Annotated in this window: 18 protein-coding genes, 1 tRNA gene and 1 pseudogene; 10 read left to right on the forward strand and 10 right to left on the reverse strand. The window is 68.7% G+C overall.

What is annotated here, in order from left to right:
- Positions 1-813: 813 nt before the first annotated feature.
- Together P2H44_RS10710 and P2H44_RS25555 are read right to left on the reverse strand one after the other, a co-directional pair.
- Positions 814-912, reverse strand: a pseudogene (locus P2H44_RS10710) (IS5/IS1182 family transposase); the annotation flags it as partial.
- 38 nt (positions 913-950) lie between these two features.
- Positions 951-1,391: a hypothetical protein gene (locus P2H44_RS25555; RefSeq protein ID WP_462976279.1), complete on the reverse strand. Its 441-nt coding sequence runs from the start codon at positions 1,389-1,391 to the stop codon at positions 951-953.
- Between the two features lie 62 nt (positions 1,392-1,453).
- Here P2H44_RS25555 and P2H44_RS10720 point away from each other — a divergent pair, with 62 nt between their 5' ends.
- From P2H44_RS10720 to P2H44_RS10730, 3 genes are all read left to right on the forward strand, one after another.
- Positions 1,454-2,263, forward strand: a complete 810-nt coding sequence (locus P2H44_RS10720) for a recombinase family protein (RefSeq protein ID WP_275763516.1) — start codon at positions 1,454-1,456, stop codon at positions 2,261-2,263.
- Complete coding sequence (locus tag P2H44_RS10725; RefSeq protein ID WP_275763517.1) at positions 2,263-2,643, forward strand: hypothetical protein; 381 nt, start codon at positions 2,263-2,265, stop codon at positions 2,641-2,643. The genes P2H44_RS10720 and P2H44_RS10725 overlap by 1 nt, the downstream gene beginning before the upstream one ends.
- Positions 2,644-2,789: 146 nt before the next feature.
- The gene (locus P2H44_RS10730) at positions 2,790-3,545 is read left to right on the forward strand and encodes a hypothetical protein (RefSeq protein WP_275763518.1); all 756 of its coding nucleotides are present in this window, start codon (positions 2,790-2,792) and stop codon (positions 3,543-3,545) included.
- Here the strand turns inward: P2H44_RS10730 and P2H44_RS10735 are convergent.
- The 8 genes from P2H44_RS10735 to P2H44_RS10770 form a co-directional block, all read right to left on the reverse strand.
- Entirely contained in the window at positions 3,521-4,363 is an 843-nt protein-coding gene (locus tag P2H44_RS10735; RefSeq protein WP_275763519.1) for a protein NO VEIN domain-containing protein, read from the reverse strand. The two genes, P2H44_RS10730 and P2H44_RS10735, sit on opposite strands and share 25 nt — an antisense overlap.
- A gap of 779 nt (positions 4,364-5,142) precedes the next feature.
- Complete coding sequence (locus P2H44_RS10740; RefSeq protein WP_275763520.1) at positions 5,143-5,670, reverse strand: hypothetical protein; 528 nt, start codon at positions 5,668-5,670, stop codon at positions 5,143-5,145.
- A gap of 29 nt (positions 5,671-5,699) precedes the next feature.
- Positions 5,700-6,176 (reverse strand): helix-turn-helix domain-containing protein, encoded by a 477-nt coding sequence (locus P2H44_RS10745; RefSeq protein ID WP_275763521.1) that lies wholly within the window; start codon positions 6,174-6,176, stop codon positions 5,700-5,702.
- A 31-nt stretch (positions 6,177-6,207) separates the two neighbouring features.
- Positions 6,208-6,552 carry a hypothetical protein gene (locus P2H44_RS10750; RefSeq protein ID WP_275763522.1) on the reverse strand — a complete coding sequence of 115 codons (345 nt, stop codon included), beginning with the start codon at positions 6,550-6,552 and terminating at the stop codon, positions 6,208-6,210.
- 180 nt (positions 6,553-6,732) lie between these two features.
- Positions 6,733-6,963, reverse strand: coding sequence for a MerR family transcriptional regulator (locus P2H44_RS10755; protein WP_275763523.1), 231 nt, complete (start codon positions 6,961-6,963; stop codon positions 6,733-6,735).
- Positions 6,964-7,065: 102 nt separating this feature from the next.
- Positions 7,066-8,040 (reverse strand): hypothetical protein, encoded by a 975-nt coding sequence (locus P2H44_RS10760; protein ID WP_275763524.1) that lies wholly within the window; start codon positions 8,038-8,040, stop codon positions 7,066-7,068.
- Between the two features lie 12 nt (positions 8,041-8,052).
- Positions 8,053-9,231 (reverse strand): tyrosine-type recombinase/integrase, encoded by a 1,179-nt coding sequence (locus tag P2H44_RS10765; protein WP_275763525.1) that lies wholly within the window; start codon positions 9,229-9,231, stop codon positions 8,053-8,055.
- 148 nt (positions 9,232-9,379) lie between these two features.
- Positions 9,380-9,469: transfer RNA gene (locus tag P2H44_RS10770), tRNA-Ser, on the reverse strand.
- Between the two features lie 388 nt (positions 9,470-9,857).
- Here P2H44_RS10770 and P2H44_RS10775 point away from each other — a divergent pair.
- The 7 genes from P2H44_RS10775 to P2H44_RS10805 all read left to right on the forward strand — a co-directional run bounded on the left by P2H44_RS10775 (position 9,858) and on the right by P2H44_RS10805 (position 17,095).
- Positions 9,858-11,027 (forward strand): hypothetical protein, encoded by a 1,170-nt coding sequence (locus P2H44_RS10775; RefSeq protein ID WP_275763526.1) that lies wholly within the window; start codon positions 9,858-9,860, stop codon positions 11,025-11,027.
- On the forward strand, positions 11,024-12,241 hold the full coding sequence (locus tag P2H44_RS10780) for a D-alanyl-D-alanine carboxypeptidase family protein (RefSeq protein ID WP_275763528.1): 1,218 nt from the start codon (positions 11,024-11,026) through the stop codon (positions 12,239-12,241). Before P2H44_RS10775 ends, P2H44_RS10780 begins: the two co-directional genes overlap by 4 nt.
- Positions 12,242-12,448: 207 nt before the next feature.
- The gene (tmk, locus tag P2H44_RS10785) at positions 12,449-13,153 is read left to right on the forward strand and encodes a dTMP kinase (protein WP_275763529.1); all 705 of its coding nucleotides are present in this window, start codon (positions 12,449-12,451) and stop codon (positions 13,151-13,153) included.
- A 9-nt stretch (positions 13,154-13,162) separates the two neighbouring features.
- The gene (locus P2H44_RS10790) at positions 13,163-14,377 is read left to right on the forward strand and encodes a DNA polymerase III subunit delta' (RefSeq protein WP_275763530.1); all 1,215 of its coding nucleotides are present in this window, start codon (positions 13,163-13,165) and stop codon (positions 14,375-14,377) included.
- A gap of 22 nt (positions 14,378-14,399) precedes the next feature.
- Positions 14,400-15,206: a TatD family hydrolase gene (locus P2H44_RS10795; protein WP_275763531.1), complete on the forward strand. Its 807-nt coding sequence runs from the start codon at positions 14,400-14,402 to the stop codon at positions 15,204-15,206.
- Positions 15,207-15,208: 2 nt separating this feature from the next.
- Positions 15,209-16,009, forward strand: coding sequence for an MBL fold metallo-hydrolase (locus P2H44_RS10800; RefSeq protein ID WP_275763679.1), 801 nt, complete (start codon positions 15,209-15,211; stop codon positions 16,007-16,009).
- Between the two features lie 141 nt (positions 16,010-16,150).
- Positions 16,151-17,095, forward strand: coding sequence for an AEC family transporter (locus tag P2H44_RS10805; RefSeq protein ID WP_275763532.1), 945 nt, complete (start codon positions 16,151-16,153; stop codon positions 17,093-17,095).
- Positions 17,096-17,101 lie beyond the last annotated feature (6 nt).

A 17,101-nucleotide genomic window follows, 5' to 3' on the forward strand; every position in this document is an offset into this window, starting at 1 on the left:
CGCCGGTGCACGCGGTCGGGCAGGGGGACGTCCTGCGCGTGCCCGCCCCTCTCCGGATCGAGAAACCGTAATCGGCGCGTCGGGTCCGCCAACACATTCGGACAGGGCTCGCCCGGGCCCGGACGGCCGGTCGTCGGGTCGGGATCGACCCGGTCGAGGCCATGGAACGAGGCCTGCCGAAGCAGCGCGACCGCGCGCGACGCCACCAAGCGCCTGGGTGGCGGGAGTTGCCGTCGCCGATGCCGCGTATCGAGGGCGTCCAGCGCTCCGGAGCCTTGGCCCTGCGCTCCGCCATCCTGACCGCCGCTCGATCCGGCGGGGCGCGCGTTGGGAGGAGACCGACCTCGACCGCCGCATCTGGACGGCGCCGGCGAAGCGGATGAAGGCCGGGTTTCCTCATCGAGTTCCGCTGACGCCCGAAGCCTGCGCCTTGCTCGAGGCTGCGAAAGGGTTCGATCCGGATCTGGTCGTTCCGTCGCCTCGGCGAGGGAGGCCGATGTCCGACATGACGCCGTCCGCCGTGCTCAGGCGGCTTGAGGTCACGGTTCAGGGCTGCGACTCGATTTTTCGCCGCCCAGCACCACGCGAGCCAGCGTCGGGGGGCGCCGGACCCACTCCCGGAACGCTTCTTCGCCCATGGCCTCCGCCAAGCCTCCCCACGCTGTTGGCGGCAGGCTGCATCTTCGATCCTGCGCCGAGGCGGGCCGTGGCGCTCTTTGCAGCCAGCGTCTGGGACGTCGCTGTCGGCGGCACGAAGATGGCGAGCCCAGCCGACATTCTCGCCGTCCGGACCGTGCAGGTCGATCCGATGGTCTAGGGCGTGTTGACGAACTTCCTGATCCATAGGCGGATCGAGGTGATCTGGACGAAGCCGCAGTAGCTGTCGGCGGTCTTGTCGTAGCGAGTGGCGACGCATTTCTCGCGTCCTTGAAGCGTTCAGTCGCGCAGCGTCAGGCGATGGCGGTGCGCTTCCAGACCTCCGCCGCCGCGCTGCGGCCCCGGATCGGGACGTGGGCGGCGAGGGCGTAGCCTGGTCGCGCCGCATGGTCCCCGCCGGCCGCCTCGAGCGCTTCGCGGGTCGCGACCAGCTCCCCCCCGAGGTCCTTGGCCTTCTCCTGCAGGCGCGAGGCCAGGTTCACCGTATCGCCGGCCACCGTGACCACCGCCGTCTTCAGCTTCGCGGCCATGTCCGATGGGACGCCGGCGCGACGGCCGTTGTCTGTCTCCGACTTCTTGATCCGCTCGTTCAGCGTCTGCGCCGAACAGCCGGTCTTGGGCGCGACGGAGAGGATCGCCTGCCAGCGCGATGGGTGATCGCCCTCATGCTCCAACACGAGCCGCACTGGCCGGGCCCGGATCTCGGGGCTGAACTTGCCGGTGGTCTTGTTCATGGTGCTCCGACATTCTCAGGAATGCGAGCCTTCGGCAGACCCGGTGCGGTTCAGGCGGCTACGTGCCGCTCGGCTACGACGTGGTCGACCGCAAGCTGATCGTGAACGAGGCCGAGGCCGCGCACGTCCGCACCATATTCGAGCTCTTCGCGCGGTCGGATTCCACGGCGGCCGTGATCCGGGAGCTGAACGCCCGCGGCATCCGCTCCAAGCGGGGCCGGCCCATCGACCGCGGGGCGCTCTACAAGCTGCTGCACAACCGCATCTACCGCGGCGAGATCACCCACAAGGGCGAGACCTATCCCGGCATGCACGAGCCCATCTTCGATGCGGAGTTGTGGGACGCCGCGCATGCCGTGCTGGCCGGCAACCGGAACCAGCGCGCCGGGCGCACGCGGAGCACCGAGCCGGCGCTGCTGCGCGGCCTGATCTTCACCGAGACAGGCGCCGCGATGACGCCGCACCACACGAAGAAGGGCAACAGGCGGTACTGCTACTACGTCTCGATGGATGTGATACAGAAGCGACCCACTGCCGAGCTGCGCGGGCCCCAGCGGCTCCCCGCGGCCATGATCGAGGAAGCGGTGATCGGTGAGATCCGGCGGCTGCTGCGCACGCCGGAGATCATTGCGCGCACCGCTCGGGCCCTGAAGAAAGAGCGCCCCGACCTCGATGAGGGCACCGTGACCGCGGCGCTCACGCAGTTCGACGATCTGTGGAAGGCGCTGATCCCCGCCGAGCAGGCCCGCGTCGTCCAGCTGCTCGTAGCGCGCGTGACCGTGGGCGAGGACGGGCTCGACATCGACCTGCGCCATGACGGCCTCGGCGCGCTTGCGAGCCTGATGACGCCCGCACAGGAGGACGCTGCCTGATGCCCGCGAACGAGACGATCCGTGTCCACATCCCACTCACGGTCCGCAAACGCGGTGGCCGGCCGCGCATCTTGCCGCCGCGCGATGTCGAGACTTCGGGCCCACCGCCGGGGCAGGATCCCCGCGTGCTGCGCGCCATCGGCAAAGCGTGGGCGTGGCGGCAACGGATGGAGCGCGGCGAGATCACGACCATCGCCGATCTCGCCGCCGAGGAAGGCCTCTCCGACCGCTACGTCAGCCGCCTCCTGCGCCTCGCTTGGCTGGCGCCCGAGGTTCTCGAGCGACTGGTCGTGCGCCGCGAGCCCTGCGCGATCAGCCTCTACGACCTCTGCTTCGTGGCATCCCTGCCTTGGGACGAGCAGCCGGCGCGGGTGTTCTAGGTTGCCCAAAACCAAAGAGGCAGATAGTCACGCAGCTTAGCGACTACTTCGTCAGCGAAGGCTTCCACTATTTTTGTCGGGCAGCGCCTCAGAGCGTACGCGAAACGGCAAACAAACCCATTCGAACGAACAACGGGCTCAGCGGAATGAACCGGGCGGAAATATCTCGATCAACCAAGGAAGCATCTGAACGATGGATTGAAGAATTTCCAAAAGTTGCTGCCATGGAACGAGATCCCCGGGGCCTGCCGATTCCCACGAACGTCAGCTACGACTCGAAGAACGGAAAGCCGATTTTTGCGATCACAAATCCGATAAAGGAAATTGAGCTGTTTTGCTCTCAAAAGTGCGCCGTGACCGGGACGTTGCTCGACACAGAAGATGTATGGTTCGTCACTACTCCGGACCTGGCCTTCGTACCCTTCGGCCTCTTGATGGACGCCCCGATGTGTGGTGAGGCCAAAGACTTTACCTTGCGGGTCTGCCCATACTTTGGGATAAGGAATTACGACCGCCTTTCAGACAAACAGGCGAAAGCAATGGCTCCGAAGCTTTCCGATGTAAGCTCTGAAAAAAGCGCTCAAACTCCTTCTGAATTCGTAGCGATTAAAGTCAGAGGATTCCGGGGAGAACCTACCGCAGAGGGCATGCGATATTTACCGAGTCGGCATTACTTGAGTGTTGAATTCTGGGAAGGGCGGAACTGTCTCCGTGTGATTGATGAGCAAGGCGTCCGGGCCGAGCTTGCTCAGGGACGGAAAAAAGCTTCAACGATCTGTCAGCCGACGCAGTGGCCGAGCTGGACGAAAATGTCTCTAGATGGGAGCTTGAATGGGCATTGGCCTTGGGCGCAACCTCGGATGAAGGAATTTCTGCTTCACGAGGCTAGAAAGTTCGCCTGAAACGACGTCGGCGTCAGCGAGACATGCGCATCGAGCGGCGGGTGCAGCTCGAACGCCCTCGGCTCGCGCGAGAAATTCCACATCCGGAATAGACACCAATCAGTGCGCCGTTCGTCGGCAACGGCCAGTTCGTTTCGCGTGATGTGGAAAGGCGTCCGCTCCCAGCCGTTCGTCGTCTTCACCTCGATCAAGCGCGGCCGGCCATCGGGCGCATAGCTGGCGATGTCATATCCCGCTCCATCGCCGTCCTCCCCCGAGACCCAGCGGACCTTGCGCGCCAGGTCATCCCGTCCCGCGGCCTTCAGCGTGGCATGCTCGTGCGCAAGCACACGTTCCTCGCCGGCACGGCCGAGGGCGCGATTGCGCTCGTCCCGGCCTGCCACGTCGAACTTCCTCGCGATGTGCAGCATCTGGTCGAGCTCTTGCGGCGGAGGCTGGTTGGAGAGCGTAGGCGGAGGACCGATCCAGACCTGCGCCGCCTCGTGCATGCCGTCCGCGGGCCACATGCCTGGCAACCGGCCGAGCCAGTCCGGATGTAGCTCCAGCCACCGCGCCACCGCATCGACCAGCGTCATCTGGAAATTGAAGGCGGGCTTGTAGCCGGGGATCCAGTCCTCGCCGAGCCCCTTCAGCACCGCGCTGATGTTCTGGTGCTTGAACTCGACCGATCCCTCAGACCGGTCATTCAGAAGCGGCAGGAGTGCCCGTCGATGCTCCGCCTTGTTGTAGGGACGCCCGGCGATGTCGTCGGCCAGCATCGCGAAGTAATCCGCGACGATCAGGTCGTTTTCTTCATCGGTCCAGGGGCCACTCGCCATGTCGCCAGGCTAGAGGCGCGATGTGCGTTTGTCATCAATGGCTTCGCTCGGCCCGGCGCCGATTGATCCGCCACCGCTACGCGCCGTTCAACCAGCGCACCCATCGGCTACGTCTCCTGCATGTTCGGTCTCTGTTTCACTCGATAGCGATGGAAACAGGGCGCGCAGTTTTGGCGGCGCTGCAAGTCAGGCCATTGGAAAGGCGAAGAAATTTTCGACCGAACCGAAATCGGCGCGGTTCGCCCAACCAGAGACGACGGGCCATTCAGAGACGGAAATCGCAGCGTACCCGCGTCTCAACGGTTCGCATCCAGCCAGCAAACCCCTTTGAAAACAGGAGAAAATCCGCCTCGGTCGGGCGGCCTGAACGGGTTCGAAAGGGTGATAATGGCGGAAGGGGTGTCTTCCGCATGTTTCCGATAAGGAATTGATTCACAATAAAAAAACGGGGGATGGCTGGGCGTGTACCACAGAAAATACCACCACACGCTGAAATTCCGGCCCCTAGTTCGGGTCAGCTAGGGCATCCCGTAGATCTGAGCATATGAGGCGAACGGCTCGCCGCAAAGACTGCATCTCCTGCGACCGTAGCCCATGGCGATAGTTCGGGTGAGCTTCCCCAGCGGGCGCGCCGCCGCCTGCGCCATGAAGGCGGCATACGCCCCATCCCCGGACCGATGGGCACCGGCAGCGTCGGCCGGTGCTCTTGGCCTTAGCCGCGCACCTGGGGGCGTTCCTGAGCCGTTGAGTGGGGTCTATGAGGTTACCGGCGGTTTCGGTCATGTGCTCCCCCCGGAGTGGGTCACGTCGCCCACAATCGCTTGCCCGCCGTCATTGACGGTCACGCGCTCGACCCGAACGACTTGCTGCGCCTTGGCACGGTACTTTTTCAGCGCGTCCATCTGCGCCAGGTAGGTCCGGCTTAGGCGGGTCACGGATCTCTCCGCGCTCTCGCGCATCTGATAGGTGGGCAGGCGGCTCATCCTGTCCGCAGTCCGGGTCATCGCGACATGGGTCGCGGTCATCTGCGCTATGAGCATGGCCTCGACCGCATCTCTGGGCTTCATCTCAGCGAACATCGCGGACGCCATGGTGCCGTACATCTCCGCTGACTCGCCCAGCGCCGCAATCGCGGTTGTGAATACGGCGCTTGCCGCGTCCGGGGTCTGCACGCCCAAGAGGTTTTCCATCTCTACGGCGTCTTCAAATTCGACATGAAACCCATCGGTGCTGTTGCCGGTCAGCTTCGGGTATCGGGGGCAGGGCGCATCTGCGCTCAACTGCGGGTCGCTCCGTGGCGCGCTCATCTCCGCAAGGCTCCTGTGAGTGGTAAGTACTAGTGTTCCGAACCAGAACCGTGGCGCGGCTCCGGATTGCACCTGACGGGTTCCGGAATGGAACCACGCGCTCGGCTTGGGTTCTCGAATGGAACCACCGCGGCGGCCGACGGTTCCGCCTTGGAACCGCGTTCTGATTTTTCCGGCCGGTAGTTCCGCCAGTCATGCGTCGGCGGTTCCGTGCCCCGCACGCGCTGCATCGGCTTGGTGGTCAGCCGCCATTCGTGCGCCTGCCGATGATACCAGTTTCCTTCGCGCGCCAGCGCCAGGAAGCCCTTCGCCATCAGTTCGCGATACGCCCGCTGGACGGTGGCCTTCCCAAGCCCCAGCGCCTCGGCCGCCTCTGCATAGGAAAGGGTCAACGCCCCGTTGTTCCCGCCGTTGTACCGCGTGTGGAGTTCGAGGAAGACGCGCACCGCAGCCCCCGACAGGCTTCGCCATGCCGGGCTTTTCAGGATGGCGTAGGGGAGGGGCACATACTGCCCCTCCACGGACCTCTTGCCTCTCTTACCCATGCGGTTGTCCCGTCGCCCCGGCAGGCGTGCCGTCCATGGCCCCTGCGGCCTCGGCCGCCGCTCTCAGTTCCTCCTGAAGCGCCTTGGCGGACTGGGGGTAGTCGAGGGCGAGCACGTCGCACCGGCTGGACAGGCGATAGTGGGCGATACGGTCGGGGCCGCGGTAGTCGGTGAAGATGGGCCATCCGTACCGGGTCCGCAGGGTGTGGATGATGGCCCCGAGACGCCAGCCGCGCGCCTCCCCGATCTCGTCCAGGTGGTTGATGGTCCGGCCGCCGGAGAGGGCGCGGCAGGTCCAGTAGATCTGCGTCTTGTTGCTGTGCCAGTGTTCAGTCATGGGCGATGCATCCCTTGCGGAGTTCGAACGTCTGGACGGAGTTGCTGAGCGGGCACCAGCGGAACCTGCGTCCGGAAAAGCTTGTCGGGGGGAGGTCCGATGTGGCATCGACTGAACTTGCAACGGTGGCAGTCCATGCCGCTCGGAAGGCCCCAGCCCCGCGTGCGGAGTTGGGGCTTTTCATTTCGGGGCCTCCCCGTTCGGGTCGGTTCGGCGGGCGCGGAGGTAGGCGTTCAGGTCAGCGCCGTGGTAGCCGATGCGCCGCCCGATGCGTATGAAGGCCGGGCCGCAGTTCAGATAGCGCCAGCGGGCAAGCTTGCCCCTGCGCAGCCGCAAGTCATCGCCGCCGATCGGCCCCATCTCGGGGTCCTCTGCGAAGTAGATGCGGTCGTCGTCGAAGATGTCTGCCATCGGCAATCCTCCTCATCGGATTGGTTTCGATGGCGAACGCTAGCCTCAGGGAGCGTAGGGAAAAAACCCTGATGGGATACTTGGCCGTTTCGATACGGTGCCCTATTTTCCTCTGCGCCCGGGGCGAGCGAGTTCCGGGTGCTCCTCGCGAAGTCTTGCCCAGACGCGTTCGAAGCCACGAGCGGTCAGCTGCTCTGGGCAGGCGTCTCTCAATTCGGCTTTCGTGAACGTCAAGCCGTGGGCGGCGACGTAGCTTCTAAGGTGGTTGAGAGCGCGCGTTTCGGAAGCAATTGTCGCATTCACGGAGGCGGCGGCGTTTGCGCTGTTACCGAATAGAAACGATGTCCATTCCTTGGGGGAGTCCGACTTAAAGCTTTGAACTAAATCGTCTCCGACCGCAGCGCTAAAGACGAGTTCCACCAGCGCCTCGATGAACTTGGAACGAAACTTGCCCCAATCGAAACCGCTGGCTTCTACACAGAGTGCCCAGCCTTCGAATGGCTCTATGTCCGAAAGCCTGAAAGGGTATCCGTAAGAATCGAGACTAAACCCGTAGGTAAGGAGTCGATCTAGGGACCGCGTGGCCGAATAGTCGAGTAGGCCAAATGTCCTCGCGAAAAAGAGGTTTGGAGACATGTGGGCGCGACTTAGGAAAGTCTCATCCCATGGGTCGCGATGCTCTATGATGCATTGTGCGACGCGTTGGTGGTGGGCATGCCAATCCCGATCCACTTCGTAGAGGGCATCAGCGCCATCCGGGGTGTAGTTCAATAGGGTTCTATATCGGACTCGTCGAGCGAAGACCGGAAACCGAAACTGCCAGATCCCCTTTTCGGGATGGCAGGTGAATACCGCGATGCCATCTATGGCCGTTTCAAAGGCGATTAATTCGGCCTCTTGAAGGTTCAGCGTGTTTGCCAAGTAAGCCCTATGGGTGAGGAACGCATCGCGTTTCTCATCTTCCAAGCTCGACGTTGAATTGATAATCCCTGACAGCATTTCTACTCGCGCGCTGCTGGCGTCTGCTAGCTCATCCATCAAATCAGAAACCATTAAAAATCCCGCTGGGGCAAACATTGGCGTTGCTCCTCAATGGTGTTGCTTTGTTACGGTAAGCGACCATTTAGCCATCAGCGTTCGCCGATGCTCCAACAAATCAGATCGCGCATACGCTCTCTCGACCTCCGAGCCGACTTGGTGAGCCAAGGCCGTCTCGGCGATTTCGCGCGGCGCACCTGCCGCTTCCGCGGCCCAATCTCTGAATGCGCTACGGAAGCCATGGACTGTGAAGGCGTTGCGACCCATCCGCCGCAACAGCATCAACATCGACATGTTCGAAAGTGGTGAGTGGCGCTTTTGACCTTCAAAGACATACTCTGATGCCATCGCTTTCATTGGCTCCAAGATGGCAATCATCTCGTCTGTGAGCGGCACGCGATGCGTCGCGCCGCCTTTCATCCGCTCGGATGGAATGGTCCACAGGCGGGCTTCTAAATCCACCTCGGGCCAGGTCATTCCCAGCACCTCGGAAGTGCGGCAGGCGGTCAGGATGGTGAATTGAAGCGCCTTCGCGGCGGTGGCGCTGCGCTTCGCCAGTTCGGCGTAGAACGCGGGCACGTCCTGCCATGGCATCGCGTCATGGTGCTGCGCCCTGGCCTTCACCTTGGGCAGAACTTCCGCCTCTTTGACCGCGGTCACGGGGTTCTCGCCCGAGCGCAACCCCATCGACTTCGCCACGTCCAGGACCGTCTTCATCCGCTGCGCAAGGCGAGTCGCCGTCTCGTGCTTCGCCGTCCAGACGGGTGACAAACACATCAGGACCTCCGGCTGGCCGATGGTGTCCACCGGCATCCGGCCAATCTTCGGAAAGGCGTAGTCGCGCAGCGTGTTCAGCCATTGCTGGGCATGCTTCGGGTTTTTCCAGGTGGGCAGGCGGTCGATATGAACCTGACGGGCCAGTTCCTCAAACGTCGGAATCTCCCGCTTGGCGTTGAAGCGCGGGTTAAGTCCGGCCTTCGCCATGCGCCGGTATTCCAAGGCCCGTTCTCGCGCTTGAGGCAGCGAAACCACGTCGGCCCCGCCCAGCCCGAAGTCGGTGCGGAGCGGTGCGCCCTTGCGGTTCTTCTGGCCCTTCACGGTGACGCGCACCACCCAGCGCCGCGCGCCCGACGGGTCAACGACGAGGTAGAGGCCCGCGCCGTCGCCATGGCGGCCGGGGCCAAGATTCTCCACCAGCCGTTTCGTCAGCTTCCCGCCCAGCGCCGCCATTTTCCGTACCACCTTCCGTACCACGCAACGGAAGCATACTAGGCGAACCGAACGAAAACCACGAGAATCGAATGGCAAGGATATCGCATTAAAAATGGAGACTTACGCTATCGTTCGGAAGCGAATGCGATGCATGGGAAGCTGGGGGTGGCGGAAGGGGTGGGATTCGAACCCACGGGACCCTTGCGAGCCCAACGGTTTTCAAGACCGCCGCATTCGACCGCTCTGCCACCCTTCCGGTTGCGGACTCGGTAATCGTTGCGGGCGCGGACGACAAGACCGTGCGAGGGGGGATCGGGGAAGAGGCTCGCGCGGGCGTGCGCGGGGCGACGGGGGCGGTTTCCTCGGGCGTGGGGCTCCTGTAGCTTCGGGACCGGTCGGGCGACGCACGCCCGGGATCCCGGAGACGCTTCATGCGGTCGATGACCCTGCTCGTCGCTCCTGCGCGCGCGGCCCTCGCGGTCGGCGCGGCGTTGGGGCTGGGAGCTCTCGCGCCCGTCGGCGCAGGCCCCGCCGCGGCCCAGGAGACGCAGAGGCCGGCGGCCTCGGCGCCTGCGGCCGCGACGGATGCGGCGACGACGGAGGCCCGTGACGCCGCCGCGGCGGGCGTGCAGGCGCCTGCGTCTATGTCGGAGACCACGGACGCGGCGCAGGCGGAGCCTGCGTCGGGGGTCGGCGTCTGGGCGGGGGGGCCGACCTTCGGGGGCGCCTGGATCGCCCATCCGCTGGTGAAGACCCCGCGCGACGTGGAGATCGAGACCGAGGACGGGGCGCGGACCCGCGCGCGGCTGCTGCCGCTGACCGAGTCGTCGCGCGCGCCTGGGTTCCTGCTCTCGGCCGAGGCTGCGGCGGAGCTGGGGCTCGAGGCCGGCGCGCCGGTGCGCCTGACCCTTCACGATGTCGAGACCGGGACGGCCCAGGCCTCCGCCGCCCCCGCGGCGCGTGAGACGGGCGGCTTCGCGGCGCCCTCGAAGGTGGAGCTGAACCGGGTTCCCGCGCCGGCCGGGGAAGATCCCGCGCCGGCAGAGGCGGTCGCGCAGGCGGCGCCGGCCGAGGCGACGGCCCCGCGCGACGCCGCCGACGCGGCGACGGCCGAGGCCGCGCCGTTGGAGACGGCCGCGAACGTTTCTGCTTCGACGGCGGAGGCCTCGGGGTCCGAGTCCGCCGCGTCGGAGACGGCCGGGACCGCGCCGGTCGAAGCGGCGGAGGCCGCGCCGGCCGTCTCGCCCTTGCCCCAGGCGACGCCGTCGGCGGCGGACGCGGCGGCGGCGACGACGGCGGCCGCGGAGGCGCCGGCCTCGCGGCCGGACGCGGGCGAGACCGCCCGCCCTGCGCCCGAGGCGGCGCCGGTGGATGTCGCGCGGCGGCCGCCGTCGCAGCCGGCGACCGGACCGCTGGCGCCGCCGAGCGCCGCGCCGGAGACGAGCGGAACGCCGCCCGCGGTGCCCTCGGCGCCGCTGGCGGCCCTCGCGCCGCCCTCGCGGCCCGCGGTCGGCGCGCCGGCGCGCAGCCCTTCGCCGGCCCCGACGCCGGCCTCGACATCGACGCAGGCGGGCGGCGCGCCGGGCGCGCTCGCCCCGGCCTCGGCCCGTCCGGCCGCGCCGCGCGCGAGGCTGGCCCTCGCCGGGCCGCCGGCCGCGCGGCCCTCGGCCGCGCCCACCGCCTCGCCCGCCGCCGGTCCCGCGCCGCTCCCCGCCGGGCTGCTGCGCGGCGCCCCCGTTTCGAGCCCGCGGCCGCCCTCGCGCCCCGCCGCGGCCGCCCCCGCCCCCCAAGCCGGAGGAACCGACCCAGCATGACCCGCCGCCCGCGTCTGCGCGCCCTCGCGGCGCTCGCCCTCACGCTCAGCCTCGGGCTCGGCCTCGCGCCGCGCGGGGCGGAGGCGACCGAGCTCGACATCGAAGCCCGCGAGGGGCTGGTGGTCGACATGACCACCGGCGCGGTGCTGCTGTCGAAGGATCCCGACACGCTGACCGCCCCCGCCTCGATGCTGAAGCTGATGACCCTGACCATGGTCTTCGAGGCGCTGGAGGAGGGGCGGCTGAGCCTGGACGACACCTTCCTCGTCTCCGAGAAGGCCTGGCGGATGGGCGGCTCGAAGATGTTCGTGAAGGTCGGCGAGCGGGTGAGCGTCGAGGACCTGATCCGCGGCGTCATCGTGCTGTCGGGCAACGACGCCTGCGTGGTGCTGGCCGAGGGGCTGGCGGGCTCGGAGGACGCCTTCGCGCGGCGGATGACCGAGCGCGCGAAGGAGCTGGGCATGACGTCCACCTTCGGCAACGCCACCGGCTGGCCGCATCCCGACAACCTTATGACGCCCCGCGACCTGGTCTACCTGGCGCAGCGGATGATCGCCGAGCATCCGGAGTTCTACCGCTATTTCGCCGAGACGGATTTCGAGTGGAACGGGGTGGCGCAGCGCAACCGCAACCCGCTGCTCTACGCCGATCTCGGCGCCGACGGGCTGAAGACCGGGCATACCGAGGAGGCGGGCTACGGCCTCGTCGGCTCGGCCGTGCAGGACGACCGGCGGGTGGTGTTCATGATCGGGGGCCTCGGCTCGACCCAGGCCCGCGCGCAGGAGAGCGAGCGGATCGTGAACTGGGCGTTCCGGGAGTTCCGCAACATCACCCTCTACCGCGCCGGGCAGGACCTGGGCGCGGCGGAGGTGTGGCTGGGAGCCAAGCCCTCGGTGCGCATGACGGTCGAGAAGGACGCGCTGGCCACAATCCCCTTCGCGGCGGCCGAGGACCTGCACGCGACCCTGCGCTACGAGGGGCCGATCGAGGCGCCGGTGACCCGCGGCCAGAAGGTGGCGGAGCTGGTGGTCGAGGCGGCGGAGATCCCCGAGATCCGCATCCCCGTGATCGCGGCCGAGGACGTGCCCCGCGGCGGCTACCTGACCCGCCTGCAGGCGGCCGCGGGGCTGCTGGCGCGCAGGGCGATGGGCGCGGTGCTGGGCGAGGGCGACGAGGCCGAGGCCCCCGCGGACGCGGCGAATGCCGGCGGCTGAGCGCCGGGCCGGTCCGGCGCGGGGCGAGGGGCAGGCCGGCGCGCGCGGCGCCGCGCGCCGCGACGGCGCGACATCCCGGAGCCGCGACGCCTCCGCCCGCCCCGAGGGCGCCCCGGGCCTGAGCCGGGGCCTCCTGCGGGCCGCCCCGCCGGTCCTGTCCGCGAGGCCCCGGGTCGAGCCCGGGGCGCCGACGTCGGAGGGCGCGCGATGACCCGGCAGACCCCCGCGGGCCCCGGCCTTTTCGTCAGCGTCGAGGGCGGGGACGGGGCGGGGAAGTCCACCCAGCTCCGCCGCCTGGCCGAGGCGCTGCGCGCCGAGGGCCGCGACGTGGTGGTCACCCGCGAGCCCGGCGGCGCCCCCGGCGCCGAGGAGATCCGCCGCCTGGTGCTGGAGGGGGAGCCGGGGCGCTGGTCGCCGGTCTCGGAGTTGCTGCTGTTCAACGCCGCCCGGCGCGATCACGTGGAGCGCACGATCCTGCCCGCGCTGGCCCGCGGGGCGGTGGTGCTGTGCGACCGCTTCGCGGATTCGACCCGCGTCTACCAGGGCGCGGCGCGCGAGGCCGCGGCCCAGGCCGCGGGGCAGGGCGGCTCGGCGGGGCGGACCGGCCTGCCGGAGCCCGACCTCGCGATGGCCGACGCGCTGCATGCGCTGGTGATCGGGATCGAGCCGGACCTGACCCTGATCTTCGACATCGACCCGGAGGTGGGCCTCGGCCGCGGCGTCGCGCGCGGCGGCGAGGAGCTGCGCTTCGAGCGGCTGGGCCTCGAGTTCCACGCCCAGGTGCGCGCCCGCTTCCGGGCGCTCGCCGAGCGGTTTCCGCAGCGCTGCCGGATCATCGACGCCTCCGGCGAGCCGGACGCGGTCTTCGCCCGCGTCCGCGCGGCGCTGGCGGATCGGCTCGCGCCGGCCTAGAACCCGCCCATGGCCCGCGCCCCCTACGTCCCCGAGAACGAGCCCCCGCCCCCCGAGGCCGACCGCGTCGAGGGCGCGCCGCATCCGCGCGCGACCCTGCGCCTGTTCGGGCAGGAGGCGGCCGAGCAGGCCTTTCTCGACGCCTGGGCCTCGGGGCGGATGCATCATGCCTGGCTGCTGACCGGGCCGCGGGGCGTCGGCAAGGCGACGCTCGCCTGGCGCATGGCGCGCGCGCTGCTGGCCGCGCCCGCCCCCGGCCAGGACGGCCCGGCCCTGTTCGGAGAGCCGGTGGAGACCGAGCCGCCGGCGCCCCCCAGCCTCGACATGGCGCCCGACGATCCGGTCTTTCGCCGCACGCTGGCGCTGTCGGAGGGGCGGCTGCGCCTGCTGCGCCGGCCCTGGGACGACAAGGTCAAGCGCCTGAAGACCCAGATCGCGGCCGAGGACGCGCGGAGCTTGCGCGAGCTGTTCGCCAACACCGCGCCCGACGGCGGCTGGCGGGTGGCGGTGGTCGACTGCGTGGACGAGATGAACGCGCAGTCCGCCAACGCGCTGCTGAAGCTGGTCGAGGAGCCGCCGGCGCGCTCCATGTTCCTGCTGGTCTGCCACCAACCCTCGCGCATCCTGCCCACCATCCGCTCGCGCTGCCGCACGCTGGTGCTGCGGCCGCTGTCGCCGCCCGACCTGTCGGCCGCGGTCGTGCAGGCGATGGAGGCGGAGGGGGAGGCGGCGCCGGACCTGGGCGCCTCGGCCGAGGCGCTGCACGCGCTCTCGGGCGGCTCGGCGGGGGAGGCGTTGCGCCTCGCCGCCGAAGGGGGGCCGAAGCTCTATGCGCGGCTGGTGCGCATGGCCTCCGGCGCGCCGGGGATGGACCGGGCGCAGTTCCACGACTGGGCCGCCACGGTCACCGGGCGGGACAATGCGCCGAGGCTCGACGCCTCCCTGCGGCTGGTCGAGCTGCTGCTCGCGCGCCTCGCCCGCGCCGGCGCCGGCCGGCCGATGTCGCCCGAGGCCGCGCCGGGGGAAGAGGCGCTCGCCGCCCGCCTCTCGGCCCATGCGGGGCAGGCGCGGGTCTGGGCGGAGGCGGCGCAGGAGATCCCCGCGCGCGCCGCGCGGGCGCGCGCCGTCAACCTTGACCCCGACCGGATCATCCTCGATACCTTCTCCGCGTTGGACGCCTGCGCCCGCCGGGCCGCCGCGCTCCAGGGCTCTCAGCCCGCCTGATCGCAATTCCCGGAGCCGCCGCTTGCCCCCCGTGCTCGTCGACAGCCATTGCCACCTGGATTTCCCGGATTTCGCCGACGAGCTGCCCGACGTGGTCGCGCGCGCCGTCGCCGCCGGGGTGACCCGGATGGTCTCGATCGCCACCACCCTGAAGTCGGAGCCCCGCGTGCGCGCCATCGCCGAGGCGCATCCGGAGGTCCTCTACGCCTGCGGCCTGCACCCGCTGCACGTCCACGAGGAGCCGGTTCCGACCGTCGAGGCGCTGGTCGCCGTCGCGCGCCACCCCAAGATGGTGGGGATCGGGGAGACGGGGCTCGACTACCACTATTCCGCCGAGACGAAGGACGTGCAGCAGGAGAGCCTGCGCCTGCACTGCGAGGCGGCGCGGCGCACCGGCCTGCCGCTGATCATCCATTCCCGCGACGCCGACGCCGACATGAGCCGGATCCTCGCGGAGGAGCACGCGGCCGGGGCGTTCGAGTGCGTGATGCATTGCTTCTCGTCCTCGGCGCAGCTCGCCGAGGACATGCTGGCCTTGGGCTTCTACCTCTCGATGTCCGGCATCGCGACCTTCCCCAAGAGCCAGGAGCTGCGCGACATCTTCGCCGCCGCGCCGCTCGACCGGATCCTGGTGGAGACCGACAGCCCGTATCTCGCGCCCAAGCCCAAGCGGGGCAAGCGCAACGAGCCGGCCTACACCGCGATGACCGCGCAGGTGGGGGCGGACGTCTTCGGGATCTCGACCGAGGCGTTCGCCGCCGCCACCACCGCCAATTTCGACCGCCTGTTCTCGAAGGCCGCCGAGTGGACGAAGCGGGAGGCCGCCTGACCTTGGCCGAACTGCGCTTCACCATCCTGGGCTGCGGCTCCTCCGGGGGTGTGCCGCGGCTGGGCGACGTCTGGGGCGCCTGCGACCCGCAGAACCCCAAGAACCGCCGCCGCCGCTGCTCGATGCTGGTCGAGCGGATCGAGGATGGGCAGGGGATCACCCGCGTCCTGATCGACACCGGCCCCGACATGCGCGAGCAGCTGCTGAGCGCGGGCGTCGGCCTGCTCGACGGGGTGATCTACACCCACGAGCACGCCGACCACATCCACGGGCTCGACGACCTGCGGATGATCGTCTTCAACAAGCGCAAGCGCCTGACGGTCTGGGCCAATCCCGAGACGCAGGACAGCCTGATCTCGCGCTTCGGCTACGCCTTCGTGCAGCCCGAGGGCTCGCCCTATCCGCCGATCCTGAACCTCAAGACCATCGCCGGCCCGGTGACGGTGTGGGGCGACGGGGGCGACCTGGTGTTCCGGCCCTTCAAGGTGCGCCACGGCTCGATCGACGCGCTGGGCTTCCGCATCGGGCCGCTCGCCTACCTGCCCGACGTCTCGGCCATGTCCGACGAGGCGTGGACGGAGATCGAGGGCGCGGACACCTGGGTGGTCGACGCGCTGCGCTACACCCCCCACCCGACGCATTCGCACCTGGAGCAGACGCTGGGCTGGATCGAGAAATCCGGCGTGCGCCGCGGCGTGCTGACCAACATGCACGTCGACCTCGACTTCGAGCGGATGCGCGTCGAGACGCCCGAGAACGTCGAGCCCGCCCACGACGGGATGGTCCTGACCTTTGCCGACTGAGGCGTCCGCCCCGCGCCTCCCGCGCGCAGCAGACGCCCCCCGGCGCCCCTCCGACCCCTCCGCCCCCCGGCGCCGCGCCCCCGACACGGCTGCGCGCGCGGGGGGCGATTTCGTTCTCAAGCCCCCGCGAGTCCCCGCCTGATGCTCGACATCCTGCTGATCGTCCTGCCCGTCTTCGTGATCGTGGGGCTGGGCTACGTCGCCTCCCGCATCGGGCTCTTGAAGGACGCGGACATCGACGTGCTGCTGCGCTTCTGCACCGGCATCGCGATCCCGTGCCTGCTGTTCTCGGGCGTGGCGCGGCTGGACCTGGCGGACAACTTCAAGGCGGCGCCGCTGATCTCGTTCTACGGCGGCGGGCTGGTGGCCTTCGGCCTGGGCTACGTCGGCGCGCGCAAGATCTTCAAGCGTCGCCCCGGAGAGGCCGTGGCCGTCGCCTTCTGCGCGCTGTTCTCCAACTCCCTCCTGCTCGGCATCCCGGTGACCGAGCGCGCCTACGGGACCGAGGCGCTGTCGGCCAACTTTGCGATCCTCTCGATCCACGCGCCCTTCATCTACTTCGTGGGGATCGTGGCGATGGAGTTCGCGCGCGCCGACGGCCGCTCGGCCGCCGCGACCGCGAAGGCGACGGCGCGGATGATGTTCCGCAACTCGCTGACCATCGGCATCGCCATCGGCCTGGCGGTGAACCTGACCGGCCTGCCGCTGCCCGACCCGGTGTTCGAGGGCGTGCAGACGCTGGGCCGGGGCGGCATCCCCGTGGCGCTGTTCGCGCTGGGGGCGGCGATGACGCGCTACCGGCTGCAGGATGGGATCGGCGAGGCGGCCTTCGCGGCCGCCCTGTCGTTGCTGCTGCATCCGCTGATCACCTTCCTCGCCGGCCACTACGGCTTCGGGATCGAGGACCGGTTCCTGCGCTCGGCGGTGGTCACCGCCTCGATGCCGCCGGGGATCAACGCCTATCTCTTCGCGGTGATGTACCAGCGCGCGACCGGCGTCGCGGCCGCGACGGTGCTGCTGGCGACGATGTTCTCGGTGGTGACCGCCTCCGGCTGGCTGGCGGTGCTGCACGTCGTGGCGCCGTAGGGCGGG

Origin of the sequence: Albimonas marina (assembly GCF_029223255.1) — a bacterium.
GTDB lineage: Bacteria > Pseudomonadota > Alphaproteobacteria > Rhodobacterales > Rhodobacteraceae > Albimonas.

Excerpts from the sequence above, each read along its gene's own strand:
- P2H44_RS25555 (WP_462976279.1), bottom strand. The coding sequence starts at position 1,391 with ATGAACAAGACCACCGGCAAGTTCAGCCCCGAGATCCGGGCCCGGCCA.
- P2H44_RS10725 (WP_275763517.1), top strand. The coding sequence starts at position 2,263 with ATGCCCGCGAACGAGACGATCCGTGTCCACATCCCACTCACGGTCCGC.
- P2H44_RS10730 (WP_275763518.1), top strand. The coding sequence starts at position 2,790 with ATGAACCGGGCGGAAATATCTCGATCAACCAAGGAAGCATCTGAACGA.
- P2H44_RS10735 (WP_275763519.1), bottom strand. The coding sequence starts at position 4,363 with ATGGCGAGTGGCCCCTGGACCGATGAAGAAAACGACCTGATCGTCGCG.
- P2H44_RS10740 (WP_275763520.1), bottom strand. The coding sequence starts at position 5,670 with ATGAGCGCGCCACGGAGCGACCCGCAGTTGAGCGCAGATGCGCCCTGC.
- P2H44_RS10750 (WP_275763522.1), bottom strand. The coding sequence starts at position 6,552 with ATGACTGAACACTGGCACAGCAACAAGACGCAGATCTACTGGACCTGC.
- P2H44_RS10755 (WP_275763523.1), bottom strand. The coding sequence starts at position 6,963 with ATGGCAGACATCTTCGACGACGACCGCATCTACTTCGCAGAGGACCCC.
- P2H44_RS10760 (WP_275763524.1), bottom strand. The coding sequence starts at position 8,040 with ATGTTTGCCCCAGCGGGATTTTTAATGGTTTCTGATTTGATGGATGAG.
- P2H44_RS10765 (WP_275763525.1), bottom strand. The coding sequence starts at position 9,231 with ATGGCGGCGCTGGGCGGGAAGCTGACGAAACGGCTGGTGGAGAATCTT.
- P2H44_RS10775 (WP_275763526.1), top strand. The coding sequence starts at position 9,858 with ATGTCGGAGACCACGGACGCGGCGCAGGCGGAGCCTGCGTCGGGGGTC.
- P2H44_RS10780 (WP_275763528.1), top strand. The coding sequence starts at position 11,024 with ATGACCCGCCGCCCGCGTCTGCGCGCCCTCGCGGCGCTCGCCCTCACG.
- tmk (WP_275763529.1), top strand. The coding sequence starts at position 12,449 with ATGACCCGGCAGACCCCCGCGGGCCCCGGCCTTTTCGTCAGCGTCGAG.
- P2H44_RS10790 (WP_275763530.1), top strand. The coding sequence starts at position 13,163 with ATGGCCCGCGCCCCCTACGTCCCCGAGAACGAGCCCCCGCCCCCCGAG.
- P2H44_RS10805 (WP_275763532.1), top strand. The coding sequence starts at position 16,151 with ATGCTCGACATCCTGCTGATCGTCCTGCCCGTCTTCGTGATCGTGGGG.